Here is a 25,047-nt window from a genome sequence, read left to right as displayed (position 1 = left end):
AGCCGGCCCACGGACGGACGCGCGCGTACCCCCGGCGGAAACCCTTCCGCCGGGGGTACGCGCGTGTACGGCCGTGCTTCGTCGTCAGTCGACCGCGAGGCCCTTCAGGCGCTGGGCGATCGTGGTGAGGCGGGCGCCCTGGTAGCGGGCGGCGGCCAGGACGTTCTCGGCGGGGGCGCCGTTCGCGCCGGGGTGGGCGGTGCCGTACGGGTTGCCGCCGGCCGCGTAGACGGCGGGGTCGGTGAAGCCGGGCGAGACGATGACCGAGCCCCAGTGGTGGAAGGTGTTGTAGAGGGCGAGCAGGGTCGACTCGTTGCCGCCGTGCAGGTTGTGCGCGCTGGTGAAGGCGGTGGCGGGCTTGTCCGCCATGACGCCGCGCTGCCACAGACCGCCGGTGGTGTCGACGAACTGCTTGAGCTGGGCCGCCACGTTGCCGAAGCGGGTCGGCGAGCCGAACGCGTACGCGTCCGCCCACTCCACGTCGTCGAGGGTGGCGAGTTCGACTCCGGCGGTGGCGTCGACATGGGCGCGCCAGGCCGGGTTGGCGTCGATCGCGGCGTCCGGGGCCAGCTCGGGCACCCTGCGGAGCCGCACCTCGGCGCCGGCCTTCTCCGCGCCCTCGGCGAGGGCCTGGGCGAGCTGGTGCACGGCACCGGTGGACGAGTAGTAGACGACGGCGACCTTGACGGACATGACGGGCTCCTCGCTGCGTACCGCACCCAAGCGGATTAGTTTCCGTTTAGCTCCTCCGAGGCTAAACGGATAGCGATCCGGATTGCAAGGGGGGCAGGTATGCTCGGAGGACGGGGAGAACGACGACCGGGACCGATCGACCGGGACCGAACGACCGGAACCCGACGACCGGGACCGACGACCGGGGGCGCGACGAAGGGCAGGACGGGCCGATGAGCACGACAACACCGGGGGCCGAGGACAGGCCCGCGCCGCTGCTCACCGTGCTCCCGGCCGCGCCCGGCACCGGCACCGGCGCGGGAGCCGCGCCCGAGCGCGCCGACGCCGCCCGCAACCGGCGCAGGATCCTCGACGCCGCCGCCCGGATCGTGGCCGAGAAGGGCCCCGACGCGGTCACCATGAACCAGGTCGCCCACGCCAGCGGCATCGGCGTCGGCACCGTCTACCGCCGCTTCGGCGACGTCTCGCAGCTGCTGTGGGCGCTCCTCGACGAGCGCGAGCGCCGCTTCCAGGAGGCGTACATGAGCGGCCCGCCGCCGCTCGGGCCCGGCGCCCCCGCCGACGAACGGCTCGACGCCTTCCTCGACGCGCTCGTCGACCGGGTCGCCGAGCAGCGCGCGATCCTGCTCGCCGCGCACTCCGCCGCGCCCCGCGCCCGCTACCACAGCGGCGCCTACCAGGTCATGCACACGCACGTGGCGATGCTGCTGTCCCGGCTCCGGCCCGGTGCCGACGCCGCCCTCCTCGCCCACCTCCTCCTGGCGCCCTTCTCGCCGGACCTGATGCACCACCTCTCGGTGGAGCAGGCGCTGCCCGCCGAGCGGGTCAAGGCGGGCGTACGGGAACTGCTCGCGCTCCGGGCCGAGCCGTAAGGCGCGTACGGCTTCCCGGGCCCAGCCGTAAGGCACGTACGGCTTCCCGGACCGCTCCGTCCACCCCTCGGAACCCCCTGGACCGCTCCTCCGGGCGCACCGCACGATTCCAGCCATGACCGCACCGAAGACCTTCCTCATCCTCCACGGCTTCGAGAACCACCGGCCCGTCGGCCACTGGCAGCACTGGCTCGCCGGGGAGCTGCGCGCCCGGGGCCACGAGGTCCGCTATCCGCAGCTGCCCGAGCCGGACGCGCCCGTGCTCGACGCCTGGCTGGCGGCCCTGGAGGAGCACGGCGAGCGGCCGGCGGAGGGCGAGTTCGTCGTCCTCGCGCACAGCCTGTCCGTCCTGCTCTGGCTGCGGGCCGGCGCGCGCCGGCCGGACGCCGACCGGGTGCTGTTCGTCGCGCCGCCCTCCCCCGGCCTCGTCGCCTCCATTCCGGAGATCGCCGCCTTCGCCGACGGGCTCGACCTCACCGAGGAGGGCGTACGGGCCCGGCTCGTGTACGGGGACGGGGACCCGTACTGCCCCGAGGGCGCCGATCTGCACTACGGCACCCCGCTCGGCCTCGGCATGGACCTCGTCGCGGGCGGCGGCCACCTCACCCCCGACAGCGGCTTCGGCCCCTGGCCCGCCGTCCTGCGCTGGTGCGAGAACCCGGACACCCGGATCGCCGGGGCCGAGTAGCGTCGGGCGGATGCGACCCGCCACCTCCCCGTACGAAACCGGCCTGCTCGACGTCGGCGACGGCAACCACGTCCACTACGAGGTCCACGGAAACCCGGAGGGCAAGCCCGCGCTCGTCGTGCACGGCGGGCCGGGCTCCGGGTCGTCCCCGACCGCGCCCCGGGTCTTCGACCCGGAGAAGTACCGGATCGTCCAGTTCGACCAGCGCGGCTGCGGGCGCTCCCTCCCGCACGCCAGCGACCCCGCCGCCGACCTCTCCGTGAACACCACCGCCCACCTGGTGGCCGACATGGAGCGGCTCCGCGTCCACCTGGGGATCGACCGCTGGCTGCTGTACGGCGGCTCCTGGGGCTCGACGCTGATCCTGGCGTACGCGGAGGCGTACCCCGGGCGGGTGAGCGAGATCGTCATCACCGCCGTCACCACCACCCGGCGCTCCGAGACGGCCTGGCTGTACGAGGGGGTCGGCCGCTTCTTCCCCGAGGCCCATGAGCGGTTCCGCGCCGGGGTGGACCACGCGGAGGACCTGGTGGGGGCGTACGCGGCGCGGCTGAACCACCCCGACCGGGCCGTCCGGGAGCGGGCGGCGGCCGACTGGTGCGCCTGGGAGGACGCCGTCCTGTCGATGGAGGGCATGGGGACCCCGTACACCGACCGCGTCGACGACGCCCGGCTCGGCTTCGTCCGCATCTGCGCGCACTACTTCGCGCACGGCGCCTTCCTGGAGGAGGGCGCGCTGATCAGGGACGCGCACCGGCTCGCCGGCATCCCCGGCGTGCTGGTCCACGGGCGGCTCGACTTGGGCGGACCCCTCACCACCGCCTGGGAGCTCGCCCGCGCCTGGCCGGACGCCGAGCTGCACGTCGTGGAGCGGGCGGGCCACCTGGGCGGCGAGGAGACCCGCCGCCTGATCACCACGGCCCTGGAACGCTTCGCGGACGCCTGAGCCCACGGACGCCTGCCCCCACGGACCCCCACCCCCACCCCGCGTACAGCCGACTCCGCCGGGCGGCCCGGGGCGGGCGGCGGGATCATCGGAAGCATGAGCACCGAGATCCACCTCGCCCAGCAGCCCGAGGCCGACGCGCTCCTCGGCCGCTCCCCGCTCGCCGCGCTCGTCGGCATGCTGCTCGACCAGCAGGTCCCGATGGAGTGGGCCTTCTCGGGCCCGCACACGATCGCCGTCCGGATGGGCGGGGACGATCTGGACGCGCACGAGATCGCCGACCGGGACCCCGAGGCGTTCGCCGAGCTGCTCTCCCGGAAGCCGGCCGTCCACCGCTACCCGGGGTCGATGGCTGGGGGTCCCCCCACGCCCCCAGGGCGTAGGGGGAGGATCCAGCAGCTGTGCGCGTACCTCGTCGAGGAGTACGACGGCGACGCCGAGGCGGTCTGGCGGACCGCCGCCACCGGCAAGGAGCTGCTCGCCCGGCTCCAGGCCCTGCCCGGCTTCGGGAAGCAGAAGGCGCAGATCTTCCTCGCCCTGCTCGGCAAGCAGTACGGCGTCCGGCCCGAGGGCTGGCGGGAGGCGGCCGGCCCGTACGGCGAGCGGGGCGCGTACCGCTCCGCCGCCGACATCACCGGGCCTGAGTCCCTCGCCAGGGTCCGCGCCCACAAGCAGGAGATGAAGGCGGCGGCCAAGGCGGCCAAGGCGGCCAAGGCGGCCAACACCGCCAAAGCAACAAAAGCACCTAGCACGCCCAAGGCGTCGAAAGCCACCAAAGACAGCAAAACATCCGGGAATTGAGAATTCCAGATGTCAATCCTGTTCAAGGTGACATGAATTGCGCCGAACGTGTTCACAGAACACCCTCACGGTGGCTAACTTCCCCTCAACCTCATCCCCATCGGGAAGGACTTCTGTGAACGCAACGCAGCGTCGTACCGCGGCCATCCTCGCCGCGGCGGCCCTCGCCACCCCCCTGGTCCTCGCCTCGCCGGCCACCGCCGTCAAGGACCCCGGCGCCGCGCCCGCCCGGGACGCCGCGAAGCTGTCGAAGAAGCTGGTCCGGGAGACCACGGGCAAGGACGCCTTCAAGCACCTGCAGAAGTTCCAGGCGATAGCCGACTCCGCCGGCGGTCACCGCGCGGCGGGCACCCTCGGTCACGACGCCTCGGCCGCGTACGTGTACACGCAGCTCAAGAAGGCCGGCTACAACGTCTCGTACGAGAAGTTCGACTTCATGTACACCGAGACCCTCGCCGAGAAGGCGTCCGTCCTCGGCGCCGCGCCCCGCGCGCTCGCCATCGAGGCGATGACGTACACCAAGTCCACCCCGGTCGGCGGCATCACCGCCGGGCTGGCCGCCGTCCCGGTCGACGCCGACGGCACCACCGGCTGCGAGCCGGGCGACTTCGCCTCCGGCACCTTCACCGGCAAGATCGCCCTGATCAAGCGCGGCGGATGCAGCTTCGCGATCAAGCAGCAGAACGCGGGCGCGGCCGGCGCGGCCGGCGCGATCGTCTACAACAACGTCGCGGGCGTCCTCTCCGGCACCCTCGGCGACGTGGCCGCCGGCGCGGTCCCGACCGGCGGCATCACCCTGGCCGAGGGCGAGCAGCTCGTCGCCGACCTCGCCAAGGGCCCGGTGAACCTCTCCTTCGAGATCCGCGAGCTCCAGCAGAAGCGCACCACCAACAACGTCATCGCGGAGACCAAGGGCGGCAACGCCGCCAACACCGTGATGCTCGGCTCGCACCTCGACTCCGTCACCGCGGGACCCGGCATCAACGACAACGGCTCCGGCTCCGCCGGTCTCCTCCAGGCCGCCCTGGAGCTCGCCGAGTCGAAGGACAAGGTCCGCAACAAGGTCCGCTTCGCCTGGTGGTCCGCGGAGGAGAACGGCCTCCTCGGCTCCGAGCACTACGTCGCGAACCTGACGGAGCTCGACAAGAAGGAGATCAAGCTCTACCTCAACTTCGACATGATCGCCTCGCCGAACTACGGCCTGTTCGTGTACGACGGCGACAACTCGGACGGCGTCGGCGCTGGCGCCGGCCCGGAGGGCTCCGCGCAGCTGGAGCGCGACATCAACGACTTCATGGACAAGCGCGGGCTCCCGCGCGAGGGCACCGACTTCACCGGCCGCTCCGACTACGGCCCGTTCATCGAGGTCGGCATCCCCTCCGGCGGCACCTTCACCGGCGCCGAGGGCATCAAGACCGCCGCGCAGGCCGCCAAGTTCGGCGGTGAGGCCGGTGTCGCCTACGACGTGAACTACCACGCCAAGGGCGACGACATCAAGAACGTCAACCACGAGGCGTTCGACGCCAACATCGACATCATCGCCAACGCCGTGGGCACCTACGCCCACGACCTCTCCTCGCTGCGCAAGCCGGTCGTCACCGTCCCGACCGACGGCGACGCGGGCAGCGGCGGCGGCCTGCACGACGACCACCACGAGGTCACCGAGTAACCAGCCTCCGGTCAGCGCCTGCGGCGGGCCGTCCCGAAGATCGAGCGGCTGATCTCCCGGCCCAGCTGGGTGCCGATCGACCGGGCGAGGGACGTGAACATCCCGCTGCCGACGACCTGCTCGACGAGCGAGGGCTCCTCCTTGGGGGCCCTCGCTCGTCCCGTTCCCGCCGCGGCCTTCTCCTGCCGCGCGCGGGCCGCCGCCTCGGCCGCCTCCGCCGCCTCCGCCGCGCGCGCCGCCTCGTCCGCCGACAGGCGCTCGTACGCCGACTCCCGGTCCACCGCCTGCGCGTACCGGCCGAAGAGCGGCGAGCCCTTGACCGCCGCCTCCAGCGCGGCGGCGTCGATCGGGCCCATCAGCGACTCCGGCGCCCGCAGCCGGGTCGCCGCCACCGGGGTCGGGGCGCCCCGCTCGCTCAGTACGGTGACCACCGCCTCGCCCGTACCGAGCGCGGTCAGCACCTCCTCCAGGTCGTACGCCGACTCCGGGAAGGTCCGCACCGTCGCCTTCAGGGCCTTGGCGTCGTCCGGGGTGAAGGCGCGCAGCGCGTGCTGCACCCGGTTGCCGAGCTGGGCGAGGACGTCCGCCGGCACGTCCTTCGGGGTCTGGGTCACGAAAAAAACGCCGACGCCCTTGGAGCGGATCAGCCGCACCGTCTGCGTGATCGACTCCAGGAACGCCTTCGACGCCCCCTTGAAGAGGAGGTGGGCCTCATCGAAGAAGAAGACCAGCTTCGGCTTCTCCAGGTCGCCGACCTCCGGCAGGTCGTTGAAGAGGTCCGCGAGCATCCACATCAGGAACGTCGAGAAGAGCTGCGGCCGCTCCTGTACGGAGGGCAGCTCCAGGACCGAGACGACGCCCCGCCCCTCGCCGTCCGTCCGCAGGAACTCCGAGGTGTCGAACTCCGGCTCCCCGAAGAAGCCGCCCGCGCCCTGCTGCTCGAAGGCGGTCAGCGCCCGCAGGATCACCCCGGCGGTCACCGTCGACAGCCCGCCGATCCCCTTCAGTTCGGGCTTGCCGACGTCCGAGACGAGGAAGGCGACCACCGCCCGCAGGTCCTTCAGGTCCACCAGCTCCAGGCCCTTGGAGTCGGCGTAGTGGAAGATCAGGCCGAGGGACTGCTCCTGCGTCCGGTTCAGCTGGAGCACCTTGGAGAGCAGCACCGGGCCGAAGCTGGTGACGGTGGCGCGGACCGGGATGCCGGGGCCGATGCCGCCGAGGCCGTAGAACTCGCAGGGGAAGCCGGTGGGCGTCCACTCCTGGCCGACCTGCGCGGCCCGCTCCCGTACCCTCTCGCCGTCCTCGCCGGGGGCCGAGATGCCGGAGACGTCGCCCTTGATGTCGGCGAGGAAGACCGGGACGCCCTGCGCGGAGAGCTGCTCGGCGATCAGCTGGAGGGTCTTGGTCTTGCCGGTGCCGGTGGCGCCCGCGACGAGGCCGTGCCGGTTGAGGACGGGCAGCGGGATCCGTACCCGCGCGTCCGGGTGACAGACCCCGTCCCACAGCACCGCGCCCAGATCGAGCGCGGGGCCCTCGAAGGCGTAACCGGCGGAGATCTCCGCGACCGGCCCGGCCGGCTGCTGCTCCGACTCGCTCATGCGGCACCCCAATGTCCCTCATGTCATGGTCTGCACCAGCATCCCATCGGTTCCGCGTGGCTGCGCCGGGAGCCGCTCGCCCGGTAGGCTTTCCGTGTGATCTTCAAGCGCATCGGAAACGGCCGGCCGTATCCCGACCACGGCCGGGAAAGCACCCGGCAGTGGGCGGACGTCGCCCCGCGCCCGGTCCGCCTCGACCAGCTCGTCACCACCAAGGGCCAGCTGGACCTGGAGACCCTGCTCGCCGAGGACTCCACCTTCTACGGCGACCTCTTCGCGCACGTCGTGAAGTGGCAGGGCGACCTGTACCTCGAGGACGGACTGCACCGGGCCGTCCGCGCCGCGCTCCAGCAGCGCCAGGTGCTCCACGCCCGCGTGCTCGAACTGGACTGACCGCGCCCCGGGAGGGCGACGCAGGCTGATCCTTTCGGGGGCAGTTCGCGCCCATCCGGACGCGATCACATGATCATCAAGTAGGCATCGCGCACGGGCGGCATTACGCTGCGCCCATGAGCATGCTCACTCCCCCCGGCATGGGCGGAAAGTACCGCATCACGGGGGATGTCTACCCGCGCATGCGCCGCCCCCACCGCCGGCGCAGGATCGTCCTCGCCTCCGCCGCCGCCGTGGTCGTGCTCGGCGCGGCCGGCTGGGGCACGCTCCAGCTCGTCGACGTCTTCTCCGGCGGCGACGACAACCGGAAGACCACCGCGGGCAAGCAGGCCGACTGCAAGCCCGCGCCCACCCCGAGCGCCGCCGCGGCCGCCAAGCCGCCGAAGCCCGCCCAGGTCACGGTGAACGTCTACAACGCGACCCCGCGCAAGGGGCTCGCCAAGGCCACCGCCGACGAGCTGAAGAAGCGCGGCTTCGCCATCGGCAAGATCGGGAACGCCCCCGCCGCCCTGGACAAGAAGGTCCCCGGCGCCGGACTGCTGCTCGGCGCCCCGACCGCCACCAAGGGCGCCTTCGCCGTCCTCGGCACCCAGCTCGCGGGCGCCACGACGAAGGTCGACGCCCGCACCACGGCGGACGTCGACCTCATCATCGGTACGGCCTTCAAGGCCCTGTCGCCCAAGGCGACGGCGGACGCGGCGCTGGTGGCCCTCAACCAGCCCAAGCCCGCCCCGGCCCGCTGCTGAGCGCCCCGGCGTGCTTTTGAGCGGGGGCGCTGGCCGGCACCGGCTCCTACTCGGCGGTGCCGTACATGCGGTCGCCCGCGTCGCCCAGGCCCGGGACGATGTAGCCGTGCTCGTTGAGCCGCTCGTCGACCGAGGCCGTCACGACCGTCACCGGCGTGCCCGCGAGCTCGCGCTCCATCACCGCGACGCCCTCCGGGGCGGCCAGCAGCACCACGGCCGTCACGTCGTCCGCGCCGCGCCGGATCAGCTCCTGGATCGCCGCGACCAGCGTGCCGCCGGTCGCCAGCATCGGGTCGAGCACGTACACCTGGCGGCCGGACAGGTCCTCCGGCATCCGGGTGGCGTACGTGGACGCCTCCAGCGTCTCCTCGTTGCGGATCATGCCCAGGAAGCCGACCTCGGCCGTCGGGAGAAGCCGCACCATGCCGTCGAGCATGCCGAGCCCGGCGCGCAGGATCGGGACCACCAGCGGACGCGGGTACGACAGCTTCACGCCGGTCGTCGGCGTCACGGGGGTCTCGATGTCGACCCGCTCGGTCCGCACGTCCCGCGTCGCCTCGTAGGCGAGCAGGGTGACCAGCTCGTCGGCGAGCCGGCGGAAGGTCGGGGAGTCCGTGCGCTTGTCGCGCAGCGTGGTGAGCTTGTGGGCGACCAGCGGGTGATCGACGACGTGGAGACGCATGACCCAACAGTAGCCCGCCGCGCACTGGCACCGACCCACGCCGCTGCGGCAAGGTGGGAGCACAGGGACCCAGCGATGGGGTGGTGTGGCCGATGCCCGACCCGAAGAACACATCCGGCCCGACCGGCGCCGACACGGAGGCCCGGACGCCGGAGACACAGCCGGAGACCGACGCGGAGCGCCGCAGGCGCCGCGCCCAGTTCCTCCGTGAGCTCGGCGAGGCGAAGGCGCTGCGCGACCGCGTCCAGCCGCGGCGCGCCCGGGCGGCCCGGATGAGACAGGCCATGCGCATGCGCACCTTCCGTTGGTGAGGCCCGCGGGGCCCTGGCCACGGCTGATGCGCCCCCTTCGTGCGCCGGGGTCGCACGCCCGCCCGAACGCGGTGTGGTTCAGACTGATGCACGACGCAAGAGCCGAAGACCTCTCCTCGGGCCGTCGTTTCTGTCACGATGCCGATTGGGCGGGGCTCAGGAGCGCGCCGCCGGATCATCACACCTCTGATCAGTGGGAGAGTCAGGTGTACTTCGCCGCACTGCTCGCGCGCACCGAAGACGGGTGGGAAGCGAGCGATACGGAGCTCGACGACGTGGAGACGCTGGCGGACCTGGCCGATCTGGCCCGTGAGGCGGCGGCCGACGAGGGGGAGACCGTCCTCGTCTTCATCGAGCAGGAGGACGCGTGGTTCGGCATCGTCCGCGTCGACGGAGAGGACGACCCCCGGGTCTACGTCTCCCACGCGGCGGCCGCGGCCCGCTCCTCGTACGGGGAGATCCTCACCTCGGAACTGCTCGGCGACGACGACCCGGACAGCGAGCTCGACTCGCTCGCGGACCTGGACGGCACCGAGGACGGTGAGCCGGAGCCCGTGACCGGGGAGGACGAGGAGGCGGACGCCTCCGCCGGCAGCGCCGGCATCGCGCCCGCCGGTCCGCTCGGCGAGGGCCGGATCCTCGCCGACCTCGGCATGCCGGAGCGGACCCTGCTCGGACTGACCGAGGACGCCCTCGGGGAGATCGCCGACGCCATCGGCGCCTCCGACATCCTGGAGGCCGTCCGCTAGTGCCGCCCGCAGTGCCCGGCCCCGTGCCGGACCCCTGGCGGGACGCCATGCGCCTCGCCCTCGCCGAGGCCGCCGCGGCCGTGCCGGCCGGTGACGTACCGGTCGGCGCGGTCGTGCTCTCCCCTTCCGGCGAGATCCTGTCCCTGGGCCGCAACGAGCGGGAGGCGACGGGCGATCCGACCGCCCACGCGGAGGTCCTGGCGCTGCGCCGGGCCGCCGCCGCCACCGGCGAGTGGCGGCTGACCGGCTGCACCCTCGTGGTGACCCTGGAGCCCTGTGTGATGTGCGCGGGCGCCCTGGTGCAGTCCCGGGTCGAGCGGGTCGTCTACGGCGCCGACGACGAGAAGGCGGGCGCCGCCGGCTCGCTCTGGGACCTCGTCCGCGACCGCCGCCTCAACCACCGCCCCGAGGTCGTCCGGGGCGTCCTCGGCGAGGAGTGCGCGGAGCAGCTCACCGCCTTCTTCCGCACCCGCTGACCCCGCTCCGACCTGCGCGGGGATACGGATTTCTTCGCTGGGCCGGATTGGGCTAAGCTCTCTCTCGGTAGCGTGTCCGAGCGGCCGAAGGAGCTCGCCTCGAAAGCGAGTGTGGCGCAAGTCACCGAGGGTTCAAATCCCTCCGCTACCGCCAGATCGAAGGCCCGGTGCATCGCACCGGGCCTTCGGCGTTCCCCCGGCGAAGAGAGCAGGGATACGCGTGAGGGCCCCGGCGCACCACCGGGGCCCTCACGCGTCCTGTGAAGAGGACGGGGGGAGCGGCATCGGGGGGACAAGCCGCTCCCCCCGATGAGAACCGGTCCGACAAGTCCTGCGCCGCAGTCAGGGGGGAAGCTCGCGGCGCGGACCCCGCAGTGCGGGCCGGTTCCATGTGCCCCGCGGATTCCTGCCAGATCCGCCGGGCTCGACATCCATCCTGCTCCCCCGGCACCCGTCCGGGGGACGGCGAAAGACCCCGAACGCCGGGCCCTTGGTCCATAAAGGCTCGGTTAGAGTGGGCCACCGCCGAGGCGGGGTCACGGTACGGGGAGGGGAGGGGCTGATGTCCCAGGCGAGGAAAGTCGCGGTCTACGCGTTCGGGGTCTTCGTGCTGTACGCGATCATCACCGCCCCGGACCGGTCCGCCGAGCTGGTCCAGATAGGCTTCGAGGGCCTTTCCAGCGCCGCCAAGGGTGTCGGAGAGTTCATGACCGAACTCATCAACTAGGAGCCCTCCGTGATCCGCCATCTGGTCCTCTTCAAGCTCAACGAGGGCGTCGAGCGCGACGAGCCGCGCGTCGTCGCCGGTGTCGAGGCGTTCCGCGCGCTCGGCGGGCAGATTCCCGAGCTGCGGTTCTGGGAGTGCGACTGGAACGTATCGGACCGGCCGATCGCCTACGACTTCGCGATCAACTCGGCCGTGGAGGACCCGGAGGCGCTCCAGCGGTACCTCGACCACCCGGCGCACCAGGCCGGAGTGGGGCTGTGGCGCGAGTTCTCCACCTGGGTGATCGCCGACTACCCCTTCTAGGGCCCGCGCCCTCCCACGCCCCCGAGACCCCCCGCCGTACGGGCGGGGGGTCTCGCGCGTTTCCGCCCCGCGCGCCTCTGGCCTCCGCTTTTTCGTCCACCATGCCTTCAACACGTGGTTATGCGGTGCTTGCACACAGTGGACATGTCTTGTGATGCTATGACCGCTTTTGATGGATGAATCGACCGACCTCATGTGACCGTTTGACCGTTTGACCGTCTGCCGCAGTTGACCCAGTCGACCAGCTACACGAGCCAAAGGGGTGGCGTGAACGTGCCGGCCAGTACAGCGCCTCAGGTCCCGCCCCAGCACGAGGGGGGCGCAGCCGCGGACACCCCCCGCCCCCGGGACCGGAGCACCCGCGGCGCCGACACCCGGGCGCTCACCCAGGTGCTCTTCGGACAGCTCAAGGACCTGGAGCCGGGCACCCCCGAGCACGACCGGGTGCGCGGGGCGCTCATCGAGGCCAACCTGCCGCTCGTGCGGTACGCGGCGGCCCGCTTCCGCTCGCGCAACGAGCCGATGGAGGACGTCGTCCAGGTCGGCACGATCGGCCTGATCAACGCGATCGACCGCTTCGACCCGGAGCGGGGCGTGCAGTTCCCGACCTTCGCGATGCCCACCGTGGTCGGCGAGATCAAGCGGTACTTCCGCGACAACGTCCGCACCGTGCACGTGCCCCGCCGGCTGCACGAGCTGTGGGTACAGGTGAACGGCGCCACCGAGGACCTGACGACCGCCCACGGGCGCTCCCCCACCACCGCCGAGATCGCCGAGCGGCTGCGGATCGGCGAGGACGAGGTGCTCGCCTGCATCGAGGCCGGACGGTCGTACCACGCCACCTCCCTGGAGGCGGCGCAGGAGGGCGACGGGCTGCCCGGACTGCTCGACCGGCTCGGTTACGAGGACCCGGCGCTGGCCGGCGTCGAGCACCGCGACCTGGTCCGGCACCTGCTCGTCCAACTGCCCGAGCGGGAGCAGCGGATCCTGATGCTGCGCTACTACAGCAATTTGACGCAGTCTCAGATCAGTCAGGAGCTCGGGGTCTCGCAGATGCACGTGTCAAGGCTCCTCGCCCGCAGCTTCGCCCGGTTGAGATCCGCAAACAAGATCGAGGCGTAACCGGAACGGGTAGACCGGTTCGGAGCAGTTCAACGGCGCCCCAATTGCCGTACACCCCTTGTTTCCTGCGGATATGCGCCCTCTCCTTGTCGACAAGTCACTACAGCGTGTTGCCGACATGTGACATTCTGCTGGGGACGCGTTTGCCGCAGCCCCACGGCCGGTATTCAGGTGGAAGCTGCGTTCCTCCGATGGTCGCGGCCCACCGCGACCGTCCGCGACCTCTAGGGGGTGGCATGTCCGCAGATCAGGGCAGCTCGAAGGTGCTCACGCTCACGCCCGTTCCGGTCCTCGTGCCCGAGCCCGTACCCACGCAGACGACGGCGACGACGGCGGCCGACAGCGGGGCGCTCCCCGCCCCGGCCCCCACCGTCGCCCCGGAAGCCCTCGACACCCGCACCCTCTCCCGCTCCCTGTTCCTGCGGCTGCGCGCCCTCGACACCGAGGGAGCCGCGTCCGACAGCCCGGAGCGGACCTACGTCCGCGACACCCTCATCGAGCTGAACCTCCCGCTCGTGCGGTACGCGGCGGCCCGCTTCCGCTCGCGCAACGAGCCGATGGAGGACATCGTCCAGGTCGGCACCATCGGCCTGATCAAGGCGATCGACCGCTTCGACTGCGAACGGGGCGTGGAGTTCCCGACGTTCGCGATGCCCACCGTGGTCGGCGAGATCAAGCGCTTCTTCCGCGACACCTCGTGGTCGGTGCGGGTGCCGCGCCGGCTCCAGGAGCTGCGGCTCGCGCTCACCAAGGCCAGCGACGAGCTCGCGCAGAAGCTCGACCGCTCACCGACCGTGCCCGAACTCGCCGCCGTGCTGGGGGTGTCGGAGGAGGACGTCGTCGACGGCCTCGCGGTGGGCAACGCGTACACGGCCTCCTCGCTCGACTCGCCCTCCCCGGAGGACGACGGCGGCGAGGGCTCCCTCGCGGACCGCCTCGGCTACGAGGACACGGCCCTGGAGGGCGTCGAGTACCGCGAGTCGCTCAAGCCTCTGCTCGCCAAACTCCCGCCCCGGGAGCGGCAGATCATCATGCTCCGCTTCTTCGCGAACATGACCCAGTCGCAGATCGGCGAGGAGGTCGGCATCTCCCAGATGCACGTCTCGCGGCTGCTCACCCGCACGCTCGCGCAGCTCCGCGAGGGCCTGATCTCCGACTGACGTCCGCGACTTCCGCAAACGCGCCCCTTGTTGACGCTCCGTCAGTCACACTGGGGCGCATGAGGCGCAGGAAGCAGCCGGTACTCGTGGCGGTGGCGCTCTGCCTCGGCGGAGCGCTCACCGCGTGCGGAGGCGGAGGAGACGACGAGGGGTTCGCGGCGGTCGGCGCCGGCCCCTCGCCCGGCGGCGCGGTCGCCCCCTCGGGCGCGGTCACCCTGGTCCCGCTGGACAGCCCCACGGTGAGCGGCACCACCTCCAGCACCTCCTCCCCACCCCCGGCCCCAGCCCTGGAATCCCCGCCGGGCGGTTCGGCTTCGTCTTCGTCGTCACCTTCGGCTTCGGCTTCGCCCTCACGTGATGTGCGTACGGGTACGGGCACGGGCTCGGGAACCGGTACCGGTTCGGGGCAGGCCGGCGGTTCCGGAGGGCGTACGGAGTCGGGGGCGCCGTCCGGCAGTCCCTCCGGTGGCTCCTCCGCGAGCCCGACGACGACCACGACCCCTCCCCGCACGCCCGGTCCGACGCCGGCGCCCACCACCCCCGCGCCCCGGCCGAGCGTCACCACCACCCCGCCCCCGCCCGGCCCCGCCGTGCTCACGGTCTCCGTACCGGTCACCGCCGACGGCGAGCGGCGCTGGTGCGAGAAGGTCACCGTCACCTTCCGGAACACCGGGGGCTCCCCCGCCGCCTCCGGCACCGCCACCTTCGCCACCCACGTCATCGGCGCGCTCGGCATCGACTGGGGCACGGTCACCACCAGTCAGCCGCTGCCGGGCCCGATCGCCGCCGGGGCGGCGCGGACCCACACGTACACGGTCTGCGTGGAGTCCTGGCGGGTGCCGCTCGGCATGCGCGTCGACACCCGCGAGGTGACCGCTAGCTCGCGGTGAGCCCGTACCGGACGCCGGTGAGCTCCTCGGAGAGGTCCCAGAGACGGCGGCCCGTCTCCGGGTCGGCGGCCACCGCCGAGGGCTTCACCCGGGTCGGGGAGCCGCGCAGTTCGCCGGGGCCGTCCGGGCCGATGAAGTCGCCGCCCGCCGCGTCCGGGGCGGTCGCCGCGTACAGCTGGGAGAGGGCGCCGCGCTCCGGGCGCTGGGCGAGGAGCGGGTTGCCGATCCGGCCGTAGAAGAAGCGGGTGAAGCCCGTGGCGTCGCGGGTCTGGAGGCTGGTCGCGGTGTAGCCGGGGTGCGCGAGGACGCTGCGGACCGGGCTGCCGGCGGCGGTGAGCCGGCGGTGCAGCTCGTGGCCGAAGACCGCGTTGGCCAGCTTCGACTGGTTGTAGAAGGCCATCGGGGCGTAGCCGTGCTCGCCCGCGAGGGCGGCGGGGTCGTCGAGGCGCAGCACGCCCTGCCGGTGCACCAGCGAGCTCACCGTGACGACCCGGCCGCCCGCCGGCAGGCGGTCGAGGAGCAGTCCGGTGAGGGCGAAGTGGCCGAGGTGGTTGGCGGCGAACTGGAGCTCGTGGCCCTGGGCGCTGAGCGTGCGGGGCGGGCCCATCACGCCCGCGTTGTTGACGAGCACGTCCAGGCGCGGGTGGTCGGCGCGCAGGTCCTCGGCGAAGGCACGCACCGAGTCGAGGTCGGCGAGGTCGATCCGGCGGACGGTCAGGAGCTCCGGAGCGATCCCCTCGGCGGTGAGGGCGGCGACGGTGCGCCGCCCCTTCTCCTCGTCCCGGACGGCGAGGACCACCCGGCCGCCCCGCTGGGCGAGGGCGCGGGTGGTCGCGAGGCCGAGGCCGCTGGTGGCCCCGGTGACGACGTGGACCCGGCCGGTGAGGTCGGGGATGGCGTCGGCGGTCCAGTGCTGCGTGCGCGTACGACTCATGCGACACAGATTGCCGTGCGTGTCACTCGGTGTCAAACATGACGGGTGATGCCATCAGCGACACCGTGCGCGGCTTTCGCGTTAGCATCGGCGGGTGAGCACCGCACCCGGCCCCCGCGCCTCGACCCTCGCCCAGCGCAAGCGGCAGCTCGTCGCGACCGAGCTGACCGAGACCGCGCTCCAGCTCTTCGCGCACAAGGGCTTCGACGCCGTCACGGTCGACGAGATCGCGACCGCCGCCGGCGTCTCCAAGCGGACCTTCTTCCGCTACTTCGCGTCCAAGGAGGACGTCGTCGTCCAGTTCCTCGCCGGGATGGGCGCCGACATGCGGGCGGAGCTGGCCGCCCGGCCGGCCGCCGAGCCGCCCTCGGCCGCGCTGCTGGCCGCGATCTCCGTGCCGCTCGCCGCCTGCGGCGACCACGCCGAGCGCACCCTGCCGGTGGTCCGGCTGATCCTGCGGACGCCCGCGCTGCTCGCCCGCTTCCTGGAGCACCAGGCCGGCTGGCGCGAGGAGCTGGCCGGGGAGCTGGCCGCGCGGCCCGGGCCCGCCGACTCGCTCTATCCCCCGCTCGCGGCGGGCATGGCGCTGACCGCCTTCGACACGGTGCTGCGCCGGTGGAGCGAGGACGAGGGGACCCCCGACCCGCTCGCCCTCATCGACCGCGCCTTCGCGCTGCTGGCCCCGGCGCTCGACTCCGTACAGGAGCCGTAGAAGGGTGTGAAAAAGGGTGTGAAAAAGGGGCCGGTTCCGTACTCACGTACGGAACCGGCCCCTTCTCGTCGGTGCGGGTCAGGAGACGGCGAGCCAGACGACCCCCGCCACGATCACGATCGCGGCGATCACGCCGGCGATCACGCCGACGCGCGGGCCGCCCGACGCGGCCGCGACCTGCTGCGGCTGGTGGTGCTGCGGGGTGCCCTCGTCGACGAAGGCGCGGAACATCTGGGTGCTGCCGGCGGGGTCGTAGCCCTCGGGGCCCTGGGCGCCCTGGGGGCCCTGAGCGCCCTGGCCGTACGGTGCTTGCGGGTTGTGTGCCATGTGCCAGGACCCTAGCGAAAGCGGGGTGAGGGGCCCAAGCCCTGGCGCCCGGCCTCCCCCTGACCTCCCCCACGCCTCCGCTTTGCCGATTCTTTAGCGCAGTTTGACCGATTTAGTTTGCCTGGAGCAACCATCCATCTCTATGGTTGCCCTAAGCAACAAGTTGGAAGGGGTCCCCGTGGAACCGAGCGGCCGCTACGAGGACCTCGCCCGCGCCATCAGCGCGATCGGCGCCGTGAAGCGCGGCGTCGCCCGCGTGCTGCCCGGCGACTGCCAGGGCGGCGCCGCCGCCGTGCTCGCCATGCTCAAGCGCCACGGGGACATGCGGATGAGCCGCCTGTCCGAGCTCATGGCCGTGGACATGTCGGTGTGCAGCCGCCACGTGGCGCACACCGTCTCCCGCGGCTGGGTCGAGCGCCTGCCCGACCCCGACGACGGCCGCTCCCGCATCCTGCGGCTGACCCCCGAGGGCTCCGCGATGCTCACCGAGCTCGACCGCCGGGTGACCGAAGCCTTCACCCACTACCTCGCGGAGTGGTCCGACGACGACGTCGCACTGCTCACCACCCTGCTCGCCCGACTCCGCGACTCCTTCGGGGACTGCCGGGCCACCCACGTCTGACCACGCCGACCGAGCGTGAACTCGCTCGATACCAGAGGAACTTCATGGCTACGACCACACCCGATTCCGGTGTGCGGGGCGCCCCGGCCGAACACGGAGACGCCGCCGCTCCGATGACGCATCGTCAGATCATGGAGGCGCTCTCCGGGCTGCTGCTCGGCATGTTCGTCGCCATCCTGTCCTCGACGATCGTCTCCAACGCCCTCCCGCAGATCATCACCGACCTGGAGGGCGGCCAGTCCGCCTACACCTGGGTCGTCACCGCGACGCTGCTCTCGATGACCGCCACCACCCCGCTCTGGGGCAAGCTGGCCGACCTCTTCTCCAAGAAGCTGCTCATCCAGATAGCCCTGACCATCTACGTCGCGGGCTCGATCGTCGCCGGTCTCTCCCAGTCCACCGGCATGCTCATCGCCTGCCGCGTGGTCCAGGGCATCGGCGTCGGCGGTCTCACCGCCCTCTCCCAGATCATCCTCGCCGCGATGATCGCCCCCCGCGAGCGCGGGCGCTACAGCGGCTACCTCGGCGCGGTCTTCGCCACCGCCACCGTCGGCGGTCCGCTGCTCGGCGGCGTCATCACCGACACCGACTGGCTCGGCTGGCGCTGGTGCTTCTACGTCGGCGTGCCCTTCGCGATCATCGCCCTGGTCGTCCTCCAGAAGACCCTCAAGCTCCCCGTGGTGAAGCGCGAGGTCAAGGTCGACTGGGCCGGCGCCTTCTTCATCAGCGCCGCCGTCTCCCTGCTGCTCGTCTGGGTCACCTTCGCGGGTGACAAGTACGACTGGATGTCCTGGCAGACCGCGGCCATGGTCGGCGGATCGGTCCTGCTCGCCGCGGTCTTCGTGCTCGTCGAGTCCAAGGCGTCCGAGCCGATCATCCCGCTGCGCCTCTTCCGCAACCGGACCATCACCCTCGCCTCGCTCGCCTCGCTCTTCGTGGGCGTCGCGATGTTCGCCGGCACGGTCTTCTTCAGCCAGTACTTCCAGCTGGCCCGCAACGAGTCGCCGACCATGTCCGGCGTCCTCACCATCCCGATGATCGCCGGCCTCTTCGTCTCCTCGACGGCCTCCGGCCTGATCATCACCAAGACCGGCCGCTGGAAGGCGTGGCTGATCAGCGGCGGCGCGCTCGCCTCCGCGGGCCTCGGCCTCCTCGGCACCCTGCGGTACGACACCCCGTACTGGCACATCGCCCTCTTCATGGCGGTCCTCGGCCTGGGCATCGGCATGATGATGCAGAACTTGGTGCTCTGCACGCAGAACCAGGTCGCCCCCGCCGACCTGGGCTCCGCCTCCTCCGTCGTCACCTTCTTCCGCTCCCTCGGCGGCGCGATCGGCGTCTCGGCGCTCGGCGCGGTCATGGCCCACCGGGTCACCGACTACGTCAAGGAGGGCATGGCGGAGCTCGGCCCGAAGGCCGCGGCGGCGATGGGCCAGGGCGGCACCGGCGGCGCCATCCCCGACATGGACAAGCTGCCCGCCCCGATCCGTACCGTCTTCGAGAGCGCGTACGGGCACGGCGTCGGCGACGTCTTCCTCTACGCGGCGCCGTTCGCGCTGCTCGCCTTCCTGGTGACGCTCTTCATCAAGGAGGTCGCGCTGAAGAGCAGCACGACGACGGCGGACGCCTCGTAAGGGGCTCATGCTCCCGGCCGCGCTTTCGAGCGGAGGCGCGGCCGGGTACGAGCGGAGCGGCGGGCAGGGGACGGCCCGCCGCTCCGTCATGTCCGGGGGGGGGCTCCCGCGCCGAGGATGTGGGGGCCTCCCGCCGTCATGATGCGGGGGCCTCCCGCGCCGTCATGATGTGGGGGCCTCCCGGGCCACCATCGCCTCGATGCCGGAGACCAGGATGTCCAGGGCGAAGGCGAAGTCGCGGTCCCAGATGTCGGTGACGGAGCCGTGCGTGGCCCGCTCCTCCAGGAGGTCCGCCATCGGTTCCAGCGCCTCCATGAAGGCGGGTTCGTCCCGGAACGCCTTGATCGACGCGCCGTAGAAGTCGTCCGCGTCCATCCCGGCCTCGACGGCCCGCCGCCCGAACTGCGACTCGATCGTCCCGTAGCCGTACACGAACTGGAAGACCGCCGACATCGCGCTCGGCTGCCGGCTGACCGGCAGCCCGGTGGCGCGGATCGTCTCCTGGATCTTCGCGCCGACGGCGATCGCGTGCGGCCCGATGTTCAGGTAGCGGCCCGCGCACGGCGACATCCACGGATGGCGGACCAGCATGCCCCGGTACTGGAGGGCGAGCGTGCGGAGCCGCTCGCGCCAGTCGGACCCGGCGGCGACCGCCTCCAGGTCGACTTCGCCGTACGCGGTGTCGACCGCGTACTCGATGATGTCGTCCTTGGTGTCCACGTACCAGTACAGGGACATCGCGGTGACGCCGAGCTCGGCCGCCAGCCGGCGCATCGACAGCTTCGCGAGCCCGTCCTGGTCGAGCATCCGGACCGAGGCGGCGACGATCCGGTCCCGGTCGAGACCGGCCGGGCCGCCGCCGCTGCGAGCGGCCCGCTGCTCCAGCCAGACGCTGGACCCCGCCGGGTTCTTCGCCCGGTCCGCGGCCTTGACCATGATCGTTCTCCGTCCGTCGGCGGTCGTGACCATGCTAGGCAGCGACCACCGCTCCAGGAGCCTCGGACTGCTCCGCCCGCTCCGAACGCTCCGCCCGCTTCAGCAGGAAGGCGGCGAGCAGACCGCCGACGAGGACCGCGACCGCGCCGACCAGCTGACTGGTCTGGAGCCCGGAGGCGAAGGCGTCGGAGATACGCGCCCGCTCGGCGTCGTCGCCGGCCGCCGCGAGGGCCGCGGGGAGAGAGGCCGCGGTGACGGTGACGAGGGCGGCGAAGCGGGCGTTGAGGACGGCGCCGAGGACGGCGACGCCGAGGCCGTTGCCGAACTCGGCGAGGGTGCCGTTGACGCCCGCGCCCACGCCCGCCTTCTCCGGCGGGATCGCGCTCATGATCGCGTTCGCCATCGCCGGGTTGGAGACCGCGAGGCCGACGCCCATAAGGACGAGGCCGAGCAGCATGCCCCAGTAGGTCCCGTCCGAGCCGCCGCCGACCAGGGCGATCGACGCGAGACCGGCCGCGACCAGCGTCATGCCGACCGTGACGGTGAGCGGGGTGCCGAGCTTCATCACGATCCGCGGGCCGATGCCGCTGAGGTTGAGGACGACCACGGTCAGCGCGAGCGGCGCCATCCGCAGCCCGGCCTCCAGCGGCTCGTACCCGAGCACGAACTGGAGGTGCTGGGTGAGCAGGAACAGCGAGCCGCCCATGCCGAACATCACCAGGATGGCGCCGGCGACCGCGCCCACGAACTTCTGGTTGCGGAAGAAGTGCATGTCGAGCATCGGGTACGGGGTCCGCAGCTCCCACAGCGCGAACGCGGCGAGGACGGCGACACCGATCGCCGCCGGGACCAGCACCTCGGCGGAGGTCCAGCCGTGCTCCGGACCGGTGATGATCGCGTACACGGCGGCGGTCATGCCGATGGTGGAGAGCAGCGCGCCGAGGAGGTCGGGGCGGTCACCCTGGGGGTTCTTCGACTCGGGGACGAGCTTGAGTACGGCGACCAGGCCGATGACCGCGACCGGGATGTTGATGAGGAAGATCATTCCCCACCAGAAGTGGTCGAGGATCACGCCGCCGATCAGCGGTCCTGCGGCGAAGCCGAGCGAGCTGACGGTGGCCCAGAGGGCGATGGCCTTCACGCGCTCGGAGTCGTCGAAGATCTGCATCACGACGGCGAGCGTGGTGGTCATCAGGAGCGCGCCGCCGACGCCCATGCCCGCGCGGGCGGCGATCAGCTGCCCGGTGGAGTCGGCCAGACCGGCGGCGAGCGAGCCGAGCCCGAAGAGCGCGAGACCGACGGCGAGCAGCTTCTTGCGGCCGTAGCGGTCGGCCGCGTTCCCGGCGCTGAGGAGGAGGCCGGACTGGACGAGCGAGTAGGCGTTGATCATCCACTGGATGTCGCTGGTGGAGGCGTGCAGCTCCGAGGTGAGCGAGGGGATGGCGACGCTGAGGACGGTGTTGTCGAGGAGCACGGTGAGCTGGGCGAGACAGATGACGCCGAGGATCAGCCAGCGCTGTGGGTGGCCGCCGGTAGCCGTCATGGGCACTCCTATACGGTGTACGAGGCAGAAGCTCGTACACCGTATAAGAGGTCTCGTACGCTGTATAGCGCTTTTATTTCTCCTTCTGGGTGGTCAGGTCGTAGAAGGTCGTTCCGCCGACGGTGGTGGCGGTGAAGTTCTCCTGGACCCAGCTGCTGATCTCGGAGCCTCCGCCCATGCCGCCGCCGCCCATCCCTCCGCCGCCGATGAAGTAGTGGATCTTGCCCTCGGCGACGTACTGCTTGAACTGGGCGAGGGTCGGGGACGGGTCGCTGCCGTTGAAGCCGCCGATCGCCATCACGGGCTTCTCGGTGGCGAGCTGGTAACTGGCCGCGTTCTGGGCGCCGATCGCGGCGGCGGCCCAGGTGTACGCGTCGGCCTCCTGGAGCAGCTTCGCCTTGGCCTCCGCGCCGACGGTGGCGCCGTTGAGGAGACCGCCCATGCCGCCGCCTCCGCCCATGGCTCCGCGCTCGCCGGTGGGGGGCTGGCCGTTGCCCTGGCCGGTGGGGGGCTGGCCGCCCTGGCCACCGGGGGCCTGGCCGCCGCCCGGGAAGCCGTTCGGGGGCTGCATGCCGCCGTTCTGGGGGCCGCCACCGCCGCCCATCCCCTGGCCGCCGCCCATGCGTTGGCCGCCCGGGCCGCGGCCGCCGAAGCCGGCGCCCGACGGGCCCGCTGTGACGATCGAGCCCTGGTGGCCGGTGGAGAGCGTCTCCAGGGTGTACGCGAACGGGCCCGCGAGGCCCGCCGCCAGGCCGAGGCCCGCCGCGGCGAGGCCCAGGCGCCGGTCGATCCGGCCCGCGGCGAGCAGGCCGAGCGCGGCCACCGTGCCCGCGCCGAGCACCGTCCAGCGCAGCCACGGCAGGTAGTCCGGCGTACGGCCGAGCAGCACCCAGCCCCACCAGGCCGTCACACCCACCGCGACCGCGAGCCCCGCCGAGGCGAGGAGCCGGGTCCGCTCCTCCCACAGCACCGCCGCGCCCATGCCGATCAGGGCGGCGAGGTACGGGGCCAGGGCCACCGTGTAGTACTCGTGGAAGATGCCGGCCATGAAGCTGAAGACGCCCAGCGTCATCAGCAGCGCCCCGCCCCACACCAGGAACGCGGCGCGGGCCGTGTCGGTGCGCGGCGCCCGCCAGGTGACGACCAGTCCGGCGGCGAGCAGGATCAGCGCGGCGGGGAGCAGCCAGGAGATCTGGCCGCCGATGGAGTCGTTGAACATGCGGAGCAGCCCGGTCTCGCCCCAGCCACCGCCCTGCCCGCCGCCACCGCCGCCACCACGTCCGCCGCCACCGCCGCCGCCGACGCTGCCGACCTCGTTGCCGTTGATGCGGCCGAGGCCGTTGTAGCCGAAGGTCAGCTCCAGGAAGCTGTTGTTCTGCGAGCCGCCGATGTACGGGCGCGAGGCCGCCGGCCAGAGCTCGACGAGCGCGACCCACCAGCCGCCGGAGACGATCAGTGCGAGGCCCGCGAGGCCCAGCTGCCCGAACCTCCGCAACGGCCGGGCCGGGGCGCACACCGCGTACACGAGCGCGAGCGGCGGCAGGATCAGGAACGCCTGGAGGGTCTTCGTCAGGAACGCGAAACCGAACGCGACCCCCGCCGCGACCAGCCATTTCGTCCCGCCCTCGGCCGACTCCAGAGCCCGCAGCACGCCGTAAACGGCCACGGTCATCAGCAGCGCGAGCAGCGCGTCCGGGTTGTTGAAGCGGAACATCAGCGCGGCGACCGGGGTCAGCGCGAGCACCGCGCCCGCGATCAGGCCGGCGCCCGCCCCGAAGCGGCGGCGGACGGCCGCGTACAGCACGGCGACCGTGCCCACGCCCATCAGCACCTCGGGCAGCAGGATCTGCCAGGAGCCGAGGCCGAAGAGGCGGACGGAGAGCGCCATCGGCCAGAGCGCGGCCGGCGGCTTGTCGACGGTGATGGCGTTGGCCGCGTCGAGCGAGCCGAAGAAGAACGCCTTCCAGCTCTCGCCGCCGGCCTGGACGGCCGCCGAGTAGAAGGAGTTGGCGTAGCCGGAGGCGCTCAGGTTCCAGACGTAGAGCGCGGTGGTGACGGCGAGCAGGCCGAGGAAGGCGGGGCGCACCCAGGGCGCGTCCTCGGGCCGGCCGCGCCACAGCCGGGCGAGCCGCCCGGCGGTCTGGGGGGCCGCGTGGGCGCCCGGTCCGGCGTCGGCCGAGTTCGCGGGGTTCGCGGGAGGGGTCAGTGCGGTCATCGGTCGGCCCCCGTGGGGTGTCGGCGCTCCGGGAAGACCCAGAGCCGGAAGAGCAGGAAGCGCAGCACGGTCGCGGCGAGGTTGGCGACGACGAGCACGGCGAGTTCGGTGGAGTGGGCGGGGTCGCCGCTCGCCGCGCCGAGCGCGGCGAGCGAGCCGCTGGTCAGGGCGAGGCCGATGGCGAAGACGACGAGTCCCTGCGCCTGGTGGCGGACGGCCCGGTCGCGGCCGCGGACGCCGAAGGTGAGCCGCCGGTTGGCGGCCGTGTTGGCGACGGCGGAGACGAGGAGGGCGGCGGCGTTGGCGAGCTGGGCGCCGGTGCCGAGCCGGAAGAGGGAGTAGAGCGCGAGGTAGAAGAGCGTGGAGAGCACGCCGACCACGCAGAAGCCGACGAGCTGGCGGGCGAGTCCGCCGGGGACGCCGGACAGCTCGCGGTCGCGCGGGTCGTCGCCGAAGGGCCGGGCGAGCCGGTCCAGCGGCAGCGAGCCGGTCGCGAGCGCCCGCCCGACCCGCCACACGCCCTTGAGGTCGTCGGTCGCGGTCTTCACGAGGTGCACGGTCGAGTCGGGGTCGTCGACCCAGTCGACCGGCACCTCGTGGATCCGCAGCCCGGCCCGCTCGGCGAGCACCAGCATCTCGGTGTCGAAGAACCAGCCGGTGTCCTCGACCATCGGCAGCAGCCGCTCGGCGACATCGCGCCGGATCGCCTTGAAGCCGCACTGGGCGTCGGAGAAGCGGGCGGCGAGCGAGCCGCGCAGGATCAGGTTGTAGGCGCGGGAGATGAACTCCCGCTTGGGCCCGCGCACCACCCTCGAGGAGCGGGCGAGCCGGGAGCCGATGGCCAGGTCGGAGTGGCCGGAGATCAGCGGCGCGACCAGCGGGAGCAGCGCGTTGAGGTCGGTGGACAGGTCCACGTCCATGTAGGCGAGGACGGGGGCGTCGGAGGCCGACCACACGGTGCGCAGCGCCCGGCCGCGCCCCTTCTGTTCGAGCCGTACGGACCGCACCTCGGGCAGTTCGGCGGCGAGGGCGGCGGCGATGCCGGGGGTGGCGTCGGTGGAGGCGTTGTCGGCGACGGTGACGCGGAAGCCGTACGGGAAGGTGCGCTTCAGGTGCGCGTGGAGCCGGCGGACGCACGGCTCCAGGTCCTTCTCCTCGTTGTAGACGGGGATCACCACGTCCAGAACGGGCCGTCCCGCGTCGCTCACCGGCAGGTGCTCCCGGGCGGGGAGGGAGCCGGGGGCCTGCGTCGCGGGCCCCGCGAGGGTGTGGGTTCGCATGTCCACGACCCTCACCGG

27 protein-coding genes and 1 tRNA gene are annotated in these 25,047 nt (G+C 72.3%); 19 read left to right on the top strand and 9 right to left on the bottom strand.

The genetic code is table 11. From position 1 onward, the window contains the following. Positions 1–84 precede the first annotated feature (84 nt). Positions 85–693 (bottom strand): NAD(P)H:quinone oxidoreductase, encoded by a 609-nt coding sequence (gene wrbA, locus ACFXMG_RS35120; RefSeq protein WP_383814052.1) that lies wholly within the window; start codon positions 691–693, stop codon positions 85–87. A gap of 212 nt (positions 694–905) precedes the next feature. Here wrbA and ACFXMG_RS35115 point away from each other — a divergent pair, with 212 nt between their 5' ends. From ACFXMG_RS35115 to ACFXMG_RS35095, 5 genes are all read left to right on the top strand, one after another. After that, on the top strand, positions 906–1,565 hold the full coding sequence (locus ACFXMG_RS35115; protein WP_383814054.1) for a TetR/AcrR family transcriptional regulator: 660 nt from the start codon (positions 906–908) through the stop codon (positions 1,563–1,565). Positions 1,566–1,680: 115 nt separating this feature from the next. Then, on the top strand, positions 1,681–2,253 hold the full coding sequence (locus ACFXMG_RS35110) for an RBBP9/YdeN family alpha/beta hydrolase (RefSeq protein WP_383814055.1): 573 nt from the start codon (positions 1,681–1,683) through the stop codon (positions 2,251–2,253). Between the two features lie 10 nt (positions 2,254–2,263). Further along, positions 2,264–3,199, top strand: coding sequence for a prolyl aminopeptidase (gene pip, locus ACFXMG_RS35105; RefSeq protein WP_383814057.1), 936 nt, complete (start codon positions 2,264–2,266; stop codon positions 3,197–3,199). Positions 3,200–3,295: 96 nt separating this feature from the next. Continuing rightward, entirely contained in the window at positions 3,296–4,000 is a 705-nt protein-coding gene (locus ACFXMG_RS35100; protein WP_383814059.1) for an HhH-GPD-type base excision DNA repair protein, read from the top strand. Between the two features lie 115 nt (positions 4,001–4,115). Beyond that, complete coding sequence (locus ACFXMG_RS35095; protein ID WP_383814061.1) at positions 4,116–5,669, top strand: M28 family metallopeptidase; 1,554 nt, start codon at positions 4,116–4,118, stop codon at positions 5,667–5,669. An 11-nt stretch (positions 5,670–5,680) separates the two neighbouring features. On the opposite strand, the gene ACFXMG_RS35090 is transcribed toward ACFXMG_RS35095, so the two are convergent. Continuing rightward, complete coding sequence (locus tag ACFXMG_RS35090) at positions 5,681–7,267, bottom strand: helicase HerA-like domain-containing protein (RefSeq protein WP_383814063.1); 1,587 nt, start codon at positions 7,265–7,267, stop codon at positions 5,681–5,683. Positions 7,268–7,363: 96 nt separating this feature from the next. Here ACFXMG_RS35090 and ACFXMG_RS35085 point away from each other — a divergent pair, with 96 nt between their 5' ends. Both ACFXMG_RS35085 and ACFXMG_RS35080 read left to right on the top strand, forming a co-directional pair. After that, the gene (locus tag ACFXMG_RS35085; RefSeq protein ID WP_003999914.1) at positions 7,364–7,660 is read left to right on the top strand and encodes a type II toxin-antitoxin system VapB family antitoxin; all 297 of its coding nucleotides are present in this window, start codon (positions 7,364–7,366) and stop codon (positions 7,658–7,660) included. Between the two features lie 116 nt (positions 7,661–7,776). Further along, positions 7,777–8,406, top strand: a complete 630-nt coding sequence (locus ACFXMG_RS35080; protein WP_383814065.1) for a LytR C-terminal domain-containing protein — start codon at positions 7,777–7,779, stop codon at positions 8,404–8,406. Between the two features lie 46 nt (positions 8,407–8,452). Here the strand turns inward: ACFXMG_RS35080 and upp are convergent, their stop codons facing one another. Next, on the bottom strand, positions 8,453–9,088 hold the full coding sequence (upp, locus tag ACFXMG_RS35075) for a uracil phosphoribosyltransferase (RefSeq protein WP_043224801.1): 636 nt from the start codon (positions 9,086–9,088) through the stop codon (positions 8,453–8,455). A gap of 92 nt (positions 9,089–9,180) precedes the next feature. On the opposite strand from upp, the gene ACFXMG_RS35070 reads away from it, so the two are divergent. The 9 genes from ACFXMG_RS35070 (at position 9,181) to ACFXMG_RS35030 (ending at position 14,826) form a co-directional block, all read left to right on the top strand. After that, a complete protein-coding gene (locus tag ACFXMG_RS35070; protein ID WP_383814067.1) occupies positions 9,181–9,399 on the top strand; it encodes a hypothetical protein in 219 nt (72 codons plus the stop codon). 206 nt (positions 9,400–9,605) lie between these two features. Beyond that, positions 9,606–10,148, top strand: a complete 543-nt coding sequence (locus ACFXMG_RS35065; RefSeq protein ID WP_383814068.1) for a hypothetical protein — start codon at positions 9,606–9,608, stop codon at positions 10,146–10,148. A 47-nt stretch (positions 10,149–10,195) separates the two neighbouring features. After that, positions 10,196–10,624, top strand: coding sequence for a tRNA adenosine(34) deaminase TadA (gene tadA, locus ACFXMG_RS35060; protein WP_383814544.1), 429 nt, complete (start codon positions 10,196–10,198; stop codon positions 10,622–10,624). Between the two features lie 66 nt (positions 10,625–10,690). Further along, positions 10,691–10,778 (top strand) — tRNA-Ser (locus ACFXMG_RS35055). A gap of 408 nt (positions 10,779–11,186) precedes the next feature. Then, on the top strand, positions 11,187–11,351 hold the full coding sequence (locus tag ACFXMG_RS35050; protein ID WP_360604463.1) for a hypothetical protein: 165 nt from the start codon (positions 11,187–11,189) through the stop codon (positions 11,349–11,351). 9 nt (positions 11,352–11,360) lie between these two features. Further along, positions 11,361–11,654, top strand: a complete 294-nt coding sequence (locus ACFXMG_RS35045; protein ID WP_383814070.1) for a Dabb family protein — start codon at positions 11,361–11,363, stop codon at positions 11,652–11,654. A gap of 273 nt (positions 11,655–11,927) precedes the next feature. Beyond that, positions 11,928–12,776, top strand: coding sequence for an RNA polymerase sigma factor SigF (locus ACFXMG_RS35040; RefSeq protein ID WP_383814072.1), 849 nt, complete (start codon positions 11,928–11,930; stop codon positions 12,774–12,776). Positions 12,777–13,012: 236 nt separating this feature from the next. Continuing rightward, positions 13,013–13,936 (top strand): RNA polymerase sigma factor SigF, encoded by a 924-nt coding sequence (locus tag ACFXMG_RS35035; protein WP_383814074.1) that lies wholly within the window; start codon positions 13,013–13,015, stop codon positions 13,934–13,936. Positions 13,937–14,526: 590 nt separating this feature from the next. Further along, positions 14,527–14,826 carry a hypothetical protein gene (locus ACFXMG_RS35030; protein WP_383814076.1) on the top strand — a complete coding sequence of 100 codons (300 nt, stop codon included), beginning with the start codon at positions 14,527–14,529 and terminating at the stop codon, positions 14,824–14,826. On the opposite strand, the gene ACFXMG_RS35025 is transcribed toward ACFXMG_RS35030, so the two are convergent. Next, positions 14,813–15,760, bottom strand: coding sequence for an oxidoreductase (locus ACFXMG_RS35025; protein ID WP_383814078.1), 948 nt, complete (start codon positions 15,758–15,760; stop codon positions 14,813–14,815). The genes ACFXMG_RS35030 and ACFXMG_RS35025 overlap by 14 nt on opposite strands. A 94-nt stretch (positions 15,761–15,854) precedes the next feature. On the opposite strand from ACFXMG_RS35025, the gene ACFXMG_RS35020 reads away from it, so the two are divergent. Further along, entirely contained in the window at positions 15,855–16,472 is a 618-nt protein-coding gene (locus tag ACFXMG_RS35020) for a TetR family transcriptional regulator (RefSeq protein ID WP_383814079.1), read from the top strand. A gap of 78 nt (positions 16,473–16,550) precedes the next feature. Here ACFXMG_RS35020 and ACFXMG_RS35015 read toward each other — a convergent pair whose 3' ends face one another. Beyond that, positions 16,551–16,799, bottom strand: a complete 249-nt coding sequence (locus ACFXMG_RS35015) for a hypothetical protein (RefSeq protein WP_383814081.1) — start codon at positions 16,797–16,799, stop codon at positions 16,551–16,553. A gap of 142 nt (positions 16,800–16,941) precedes the next feature. Between ACFXMG_RS35015 and ACFXMG_RS35010 the strand changes: the two genes are divergently transcribed. Both ACFXMG_RS35010 and ACFXMG_RS35005 read left to right on the top strand, forming a co-directional pair. Then, positions 16,942–17,421 carry a MarR family winged helix-turn-helix transcriptional regulator gene (locus ACFXMG_RS35010; RefSeq protein ID WP_383814083.1) on the top strand — a complete coding sequence of 160 codons (480 nt, stop codon included), beginning with the start codon at positions 16,942–16,944 and terminating at the stop codon, positions 17,419–17,421. Between the two features lie 44 nt (positions 17,422–17,465). Beyond that, complete coding sequence (locus ACFXMG_RS35005; protein ID WP_383814084.1) at positions 17,466–19,055, top strand: MDR family MFS transporter; 1,590 nt, start codon at positions 17,466–17,468, stop codon at positions 19,053–19,055. Between the two features lie 162 nt (positions 19,056–19,217). Here the strand turns inward: ACFXMG_RS35005 and ACFXMG_RS35000 are convergent, their stop codons facing one another. The 4 genes from ACFXMG_RS35000 to ACFXMG_RS34985 all read right to left on the bottom strand — a co-directional run bounded on the left by ACFXMG_RS35000 (position 19,218) and on the right by ACFXMG_RS34985 (position 25,029). Continuing rightward, a complete protein-coding gene (locus ACFXMG_RS35000; protein WP_383814546.1) occupies positions 19,218–19,991 on the bottom strand; it encodes a TetR/AcrR family transcriptional regulator in 774 nt (257 codons plus the stop codon). A gap of 34 nt (positions 19,992–20,025) precedes the next feature. Beyond that, positions 20,026–21,534 (bottom strand): MFS transporter, encoded by a 1,509-nt coding sequence (locus ACFXMG_RS34995; RefSeq protein ID WP_383814086.1) that lies wholly within the window; start codon positions 21,532–21,534, stop codon positions 20,026–20,028. Positions 21,535–21,607: 73 nt separating this feature from the next. Further along, a complete protein-coding gene (locus ACFXMG_RS34990; RefSeq protein WP_383814088.1) occupies positions 21,608–23,749 on the bottom strand; it encodes an ArnT family glycosyltransferase in 2,142 nt (713 codons plus the stop codon). Then, positions 23,746–25,029: a glycosyltransferase gene (locus ACFXMG_RS34985; RefSeq protein WP_383814090.1), complete on the bottom strand. Its 1,284-nt coding sequence runs from the start codon at positions 25,027–25,029 to the stop codon at positions 23,746–23,748. The genes ACFXMG_RS34990 and ACFXMG_RS34985 overlap by 4 nt, the downstream gene beginning before the upstream one ends. Positions 25,030–25,047 lie beyond the last annotated feature (18 nt).

Origin of the sequence: Streptomyces sp. NPDC059201, from assembly GCF_042754585.1 — a bacterium.
GTDB lineage: Bacteria > Actinomycetota > Actinomycetes > Streptomycetales > Streptomycetaceae > Streptomyces.
Note: the sequence above shows the minus strand (reverse complement) of the source record. Positions and strands in the feature narration are given on the sequence as shown.

What these genes read in the sequence shown, in the direction of transcription:
- wrbA (WP_383814052.1), bottom strand. Translation starts at nt 693, where the DNA reads ATGTCCGTCAAGGTCGCCGTCGTCTACTACTCGTCCACCGGTGCCGTG.
- ACFXMG_RS35115 (WP_383814054.1), top strand. Translation starts at nt 906, where the DNA reads ATGAGCACGACAACACCGGGGGCCGAGGACAGGCCCGCGCCGCTGCTC.
- ACFXMG_RS35110 (WP_383814055.1), top strand. Translation starts at nt 1,681, where the DNA reads ATGACCGCACCGAAGACCTTCCTCATCCTCCACGGCTTCGAGAACCAC.
- pip (WP_383814057.1), top strand. Translation starts at nt 2,264, where the DNA reads ATGCGACCCGCCACCTCCCCGTACGAAACCGGCCTGCTCGACGTCGGC.
- ACFXMG_RS35100 (WP_383814059.1), top strand. Translation starts at nt 3,296, where the DNA reads ATGAGCACCGAGATCCACCTCGCCCAGCAGCCCGAGGCCGACGCGCTC.
- ACFXMG_RS35090 (WP_383814063.1), bottom strand. Translation starts at nt 7,267, where the DNA reads ATGAGCGAGTCGGAGCAGCAGCCGGCCGGGCCGGTCGCGGAGATCTCC.
- ACFXMG_RS35080 (WP_383814065.1), top strand. Translation starts at nt 7,777, where the DNA reads ATGAGCATGCTCACTCCCCCCGGCATGGGCGGAAAGTACCGCATCACG.
- upp (WP_043224801.1), bottom strand. Translation starts at nt 9,088, where the DNA reads ATGCGTCTCCACGTCGTCGATCACCCGCTGGTCGCCCACAAGCTCACC.
- ACFXMG_RS35070 (WP_383814067.1), top strand. Translation starts at nt 9,181, where the DNA reads ATGCCCGACCCGAAGAACACATCCGGCCCGACCGGCGCCGACACGGAG.
- tadA (WP_383814544.1), top strand. Translation starts at nt 10,196, where the DNA reads ATGCGCCTCGCCCTCGCCGAGGCCGCCGCGGCCGTGCCGGCCGGTGAC.
- ACFXMG_RS35050 (WP_360604463.1), top strand. Translation starts at nt 11,187, where the DNA reads ATGTCCCAGGCGAGGAAAGTCGCGGTCTACGCGTTCGGGGTCTTCGTG.
- ACFXMG_RS35035 (WP_383814074.1), top strand. Translation starts at nt 13,013, where the DNA reads ATGTCCGCAGATCAGGGCAGCTCGAAGGTGCTCACGCTCACGCCCGTT.
- ACFXMG_RS35025 (WP_383814078.1), bottom strand. Translation starts at nt 15,760, where the DNA reads ATGAGTCGTACGCGCACGCAGCACTGGACCGCCGACGCCATCCCCGAC.
- ACFXMG_RS35015 (WP_383814081.1), bottom strand. Translation starts at nt 16,799, where the DNA reads ATGGCACACAACCCGCAAGCACCGTACGGCCAGGGCGCTCAGGGCCCC.
- ACFXMG_RS35010 (WP_383814083.1), top strand. Translation starts at nt 16,942, where the DNA reads ATGGTTGCCCTAAGCAACAAGTTGGAAGGGGTCCCCGTGGAACCGAGC.
- ACFXMG_RS35005 (WP_383814084.1), top strand. Translation starts at nt 17,466, where the DNA reads ATGGCTACGACCACACCCGATTCCGGTGTGCGGGGCGCCCCGGCCGAA.
- ACFXMG_RS35000 (WP_383814546.1), bottom strand. Translation starts at nt 19,991, where the DNA reads ATGGTCAAGGCCGCGGACCGGGCGAAGAACCCGGCGGGGTCCAGCGTC.
- ACFXMG_RS34995 (WP_383814086.1), bottom strand. Translation starts at nt 21,534, where the DNA reads ATGACGGCTACCGGCGGCCACCCACAGCGCTGGCTGATCCTCGGCGTC.
- ACFXMG_RS34990 (WP_383814088.1), bottom strand. Translation starts at nt 23,749, where the DNA reads ATGACCGCACTGACCCCTCCCGCGAACCCCGCGAACTCGGCCGACGCC.
- ACFXMG_RS34985 (WP_383814090.1), bottom strand. Translation starts at nt 25,029, where the DNA reads ATGCGAACCCACACCCTCGCGGGGCCCGCGACGCAGGCCCCCGGCTCC.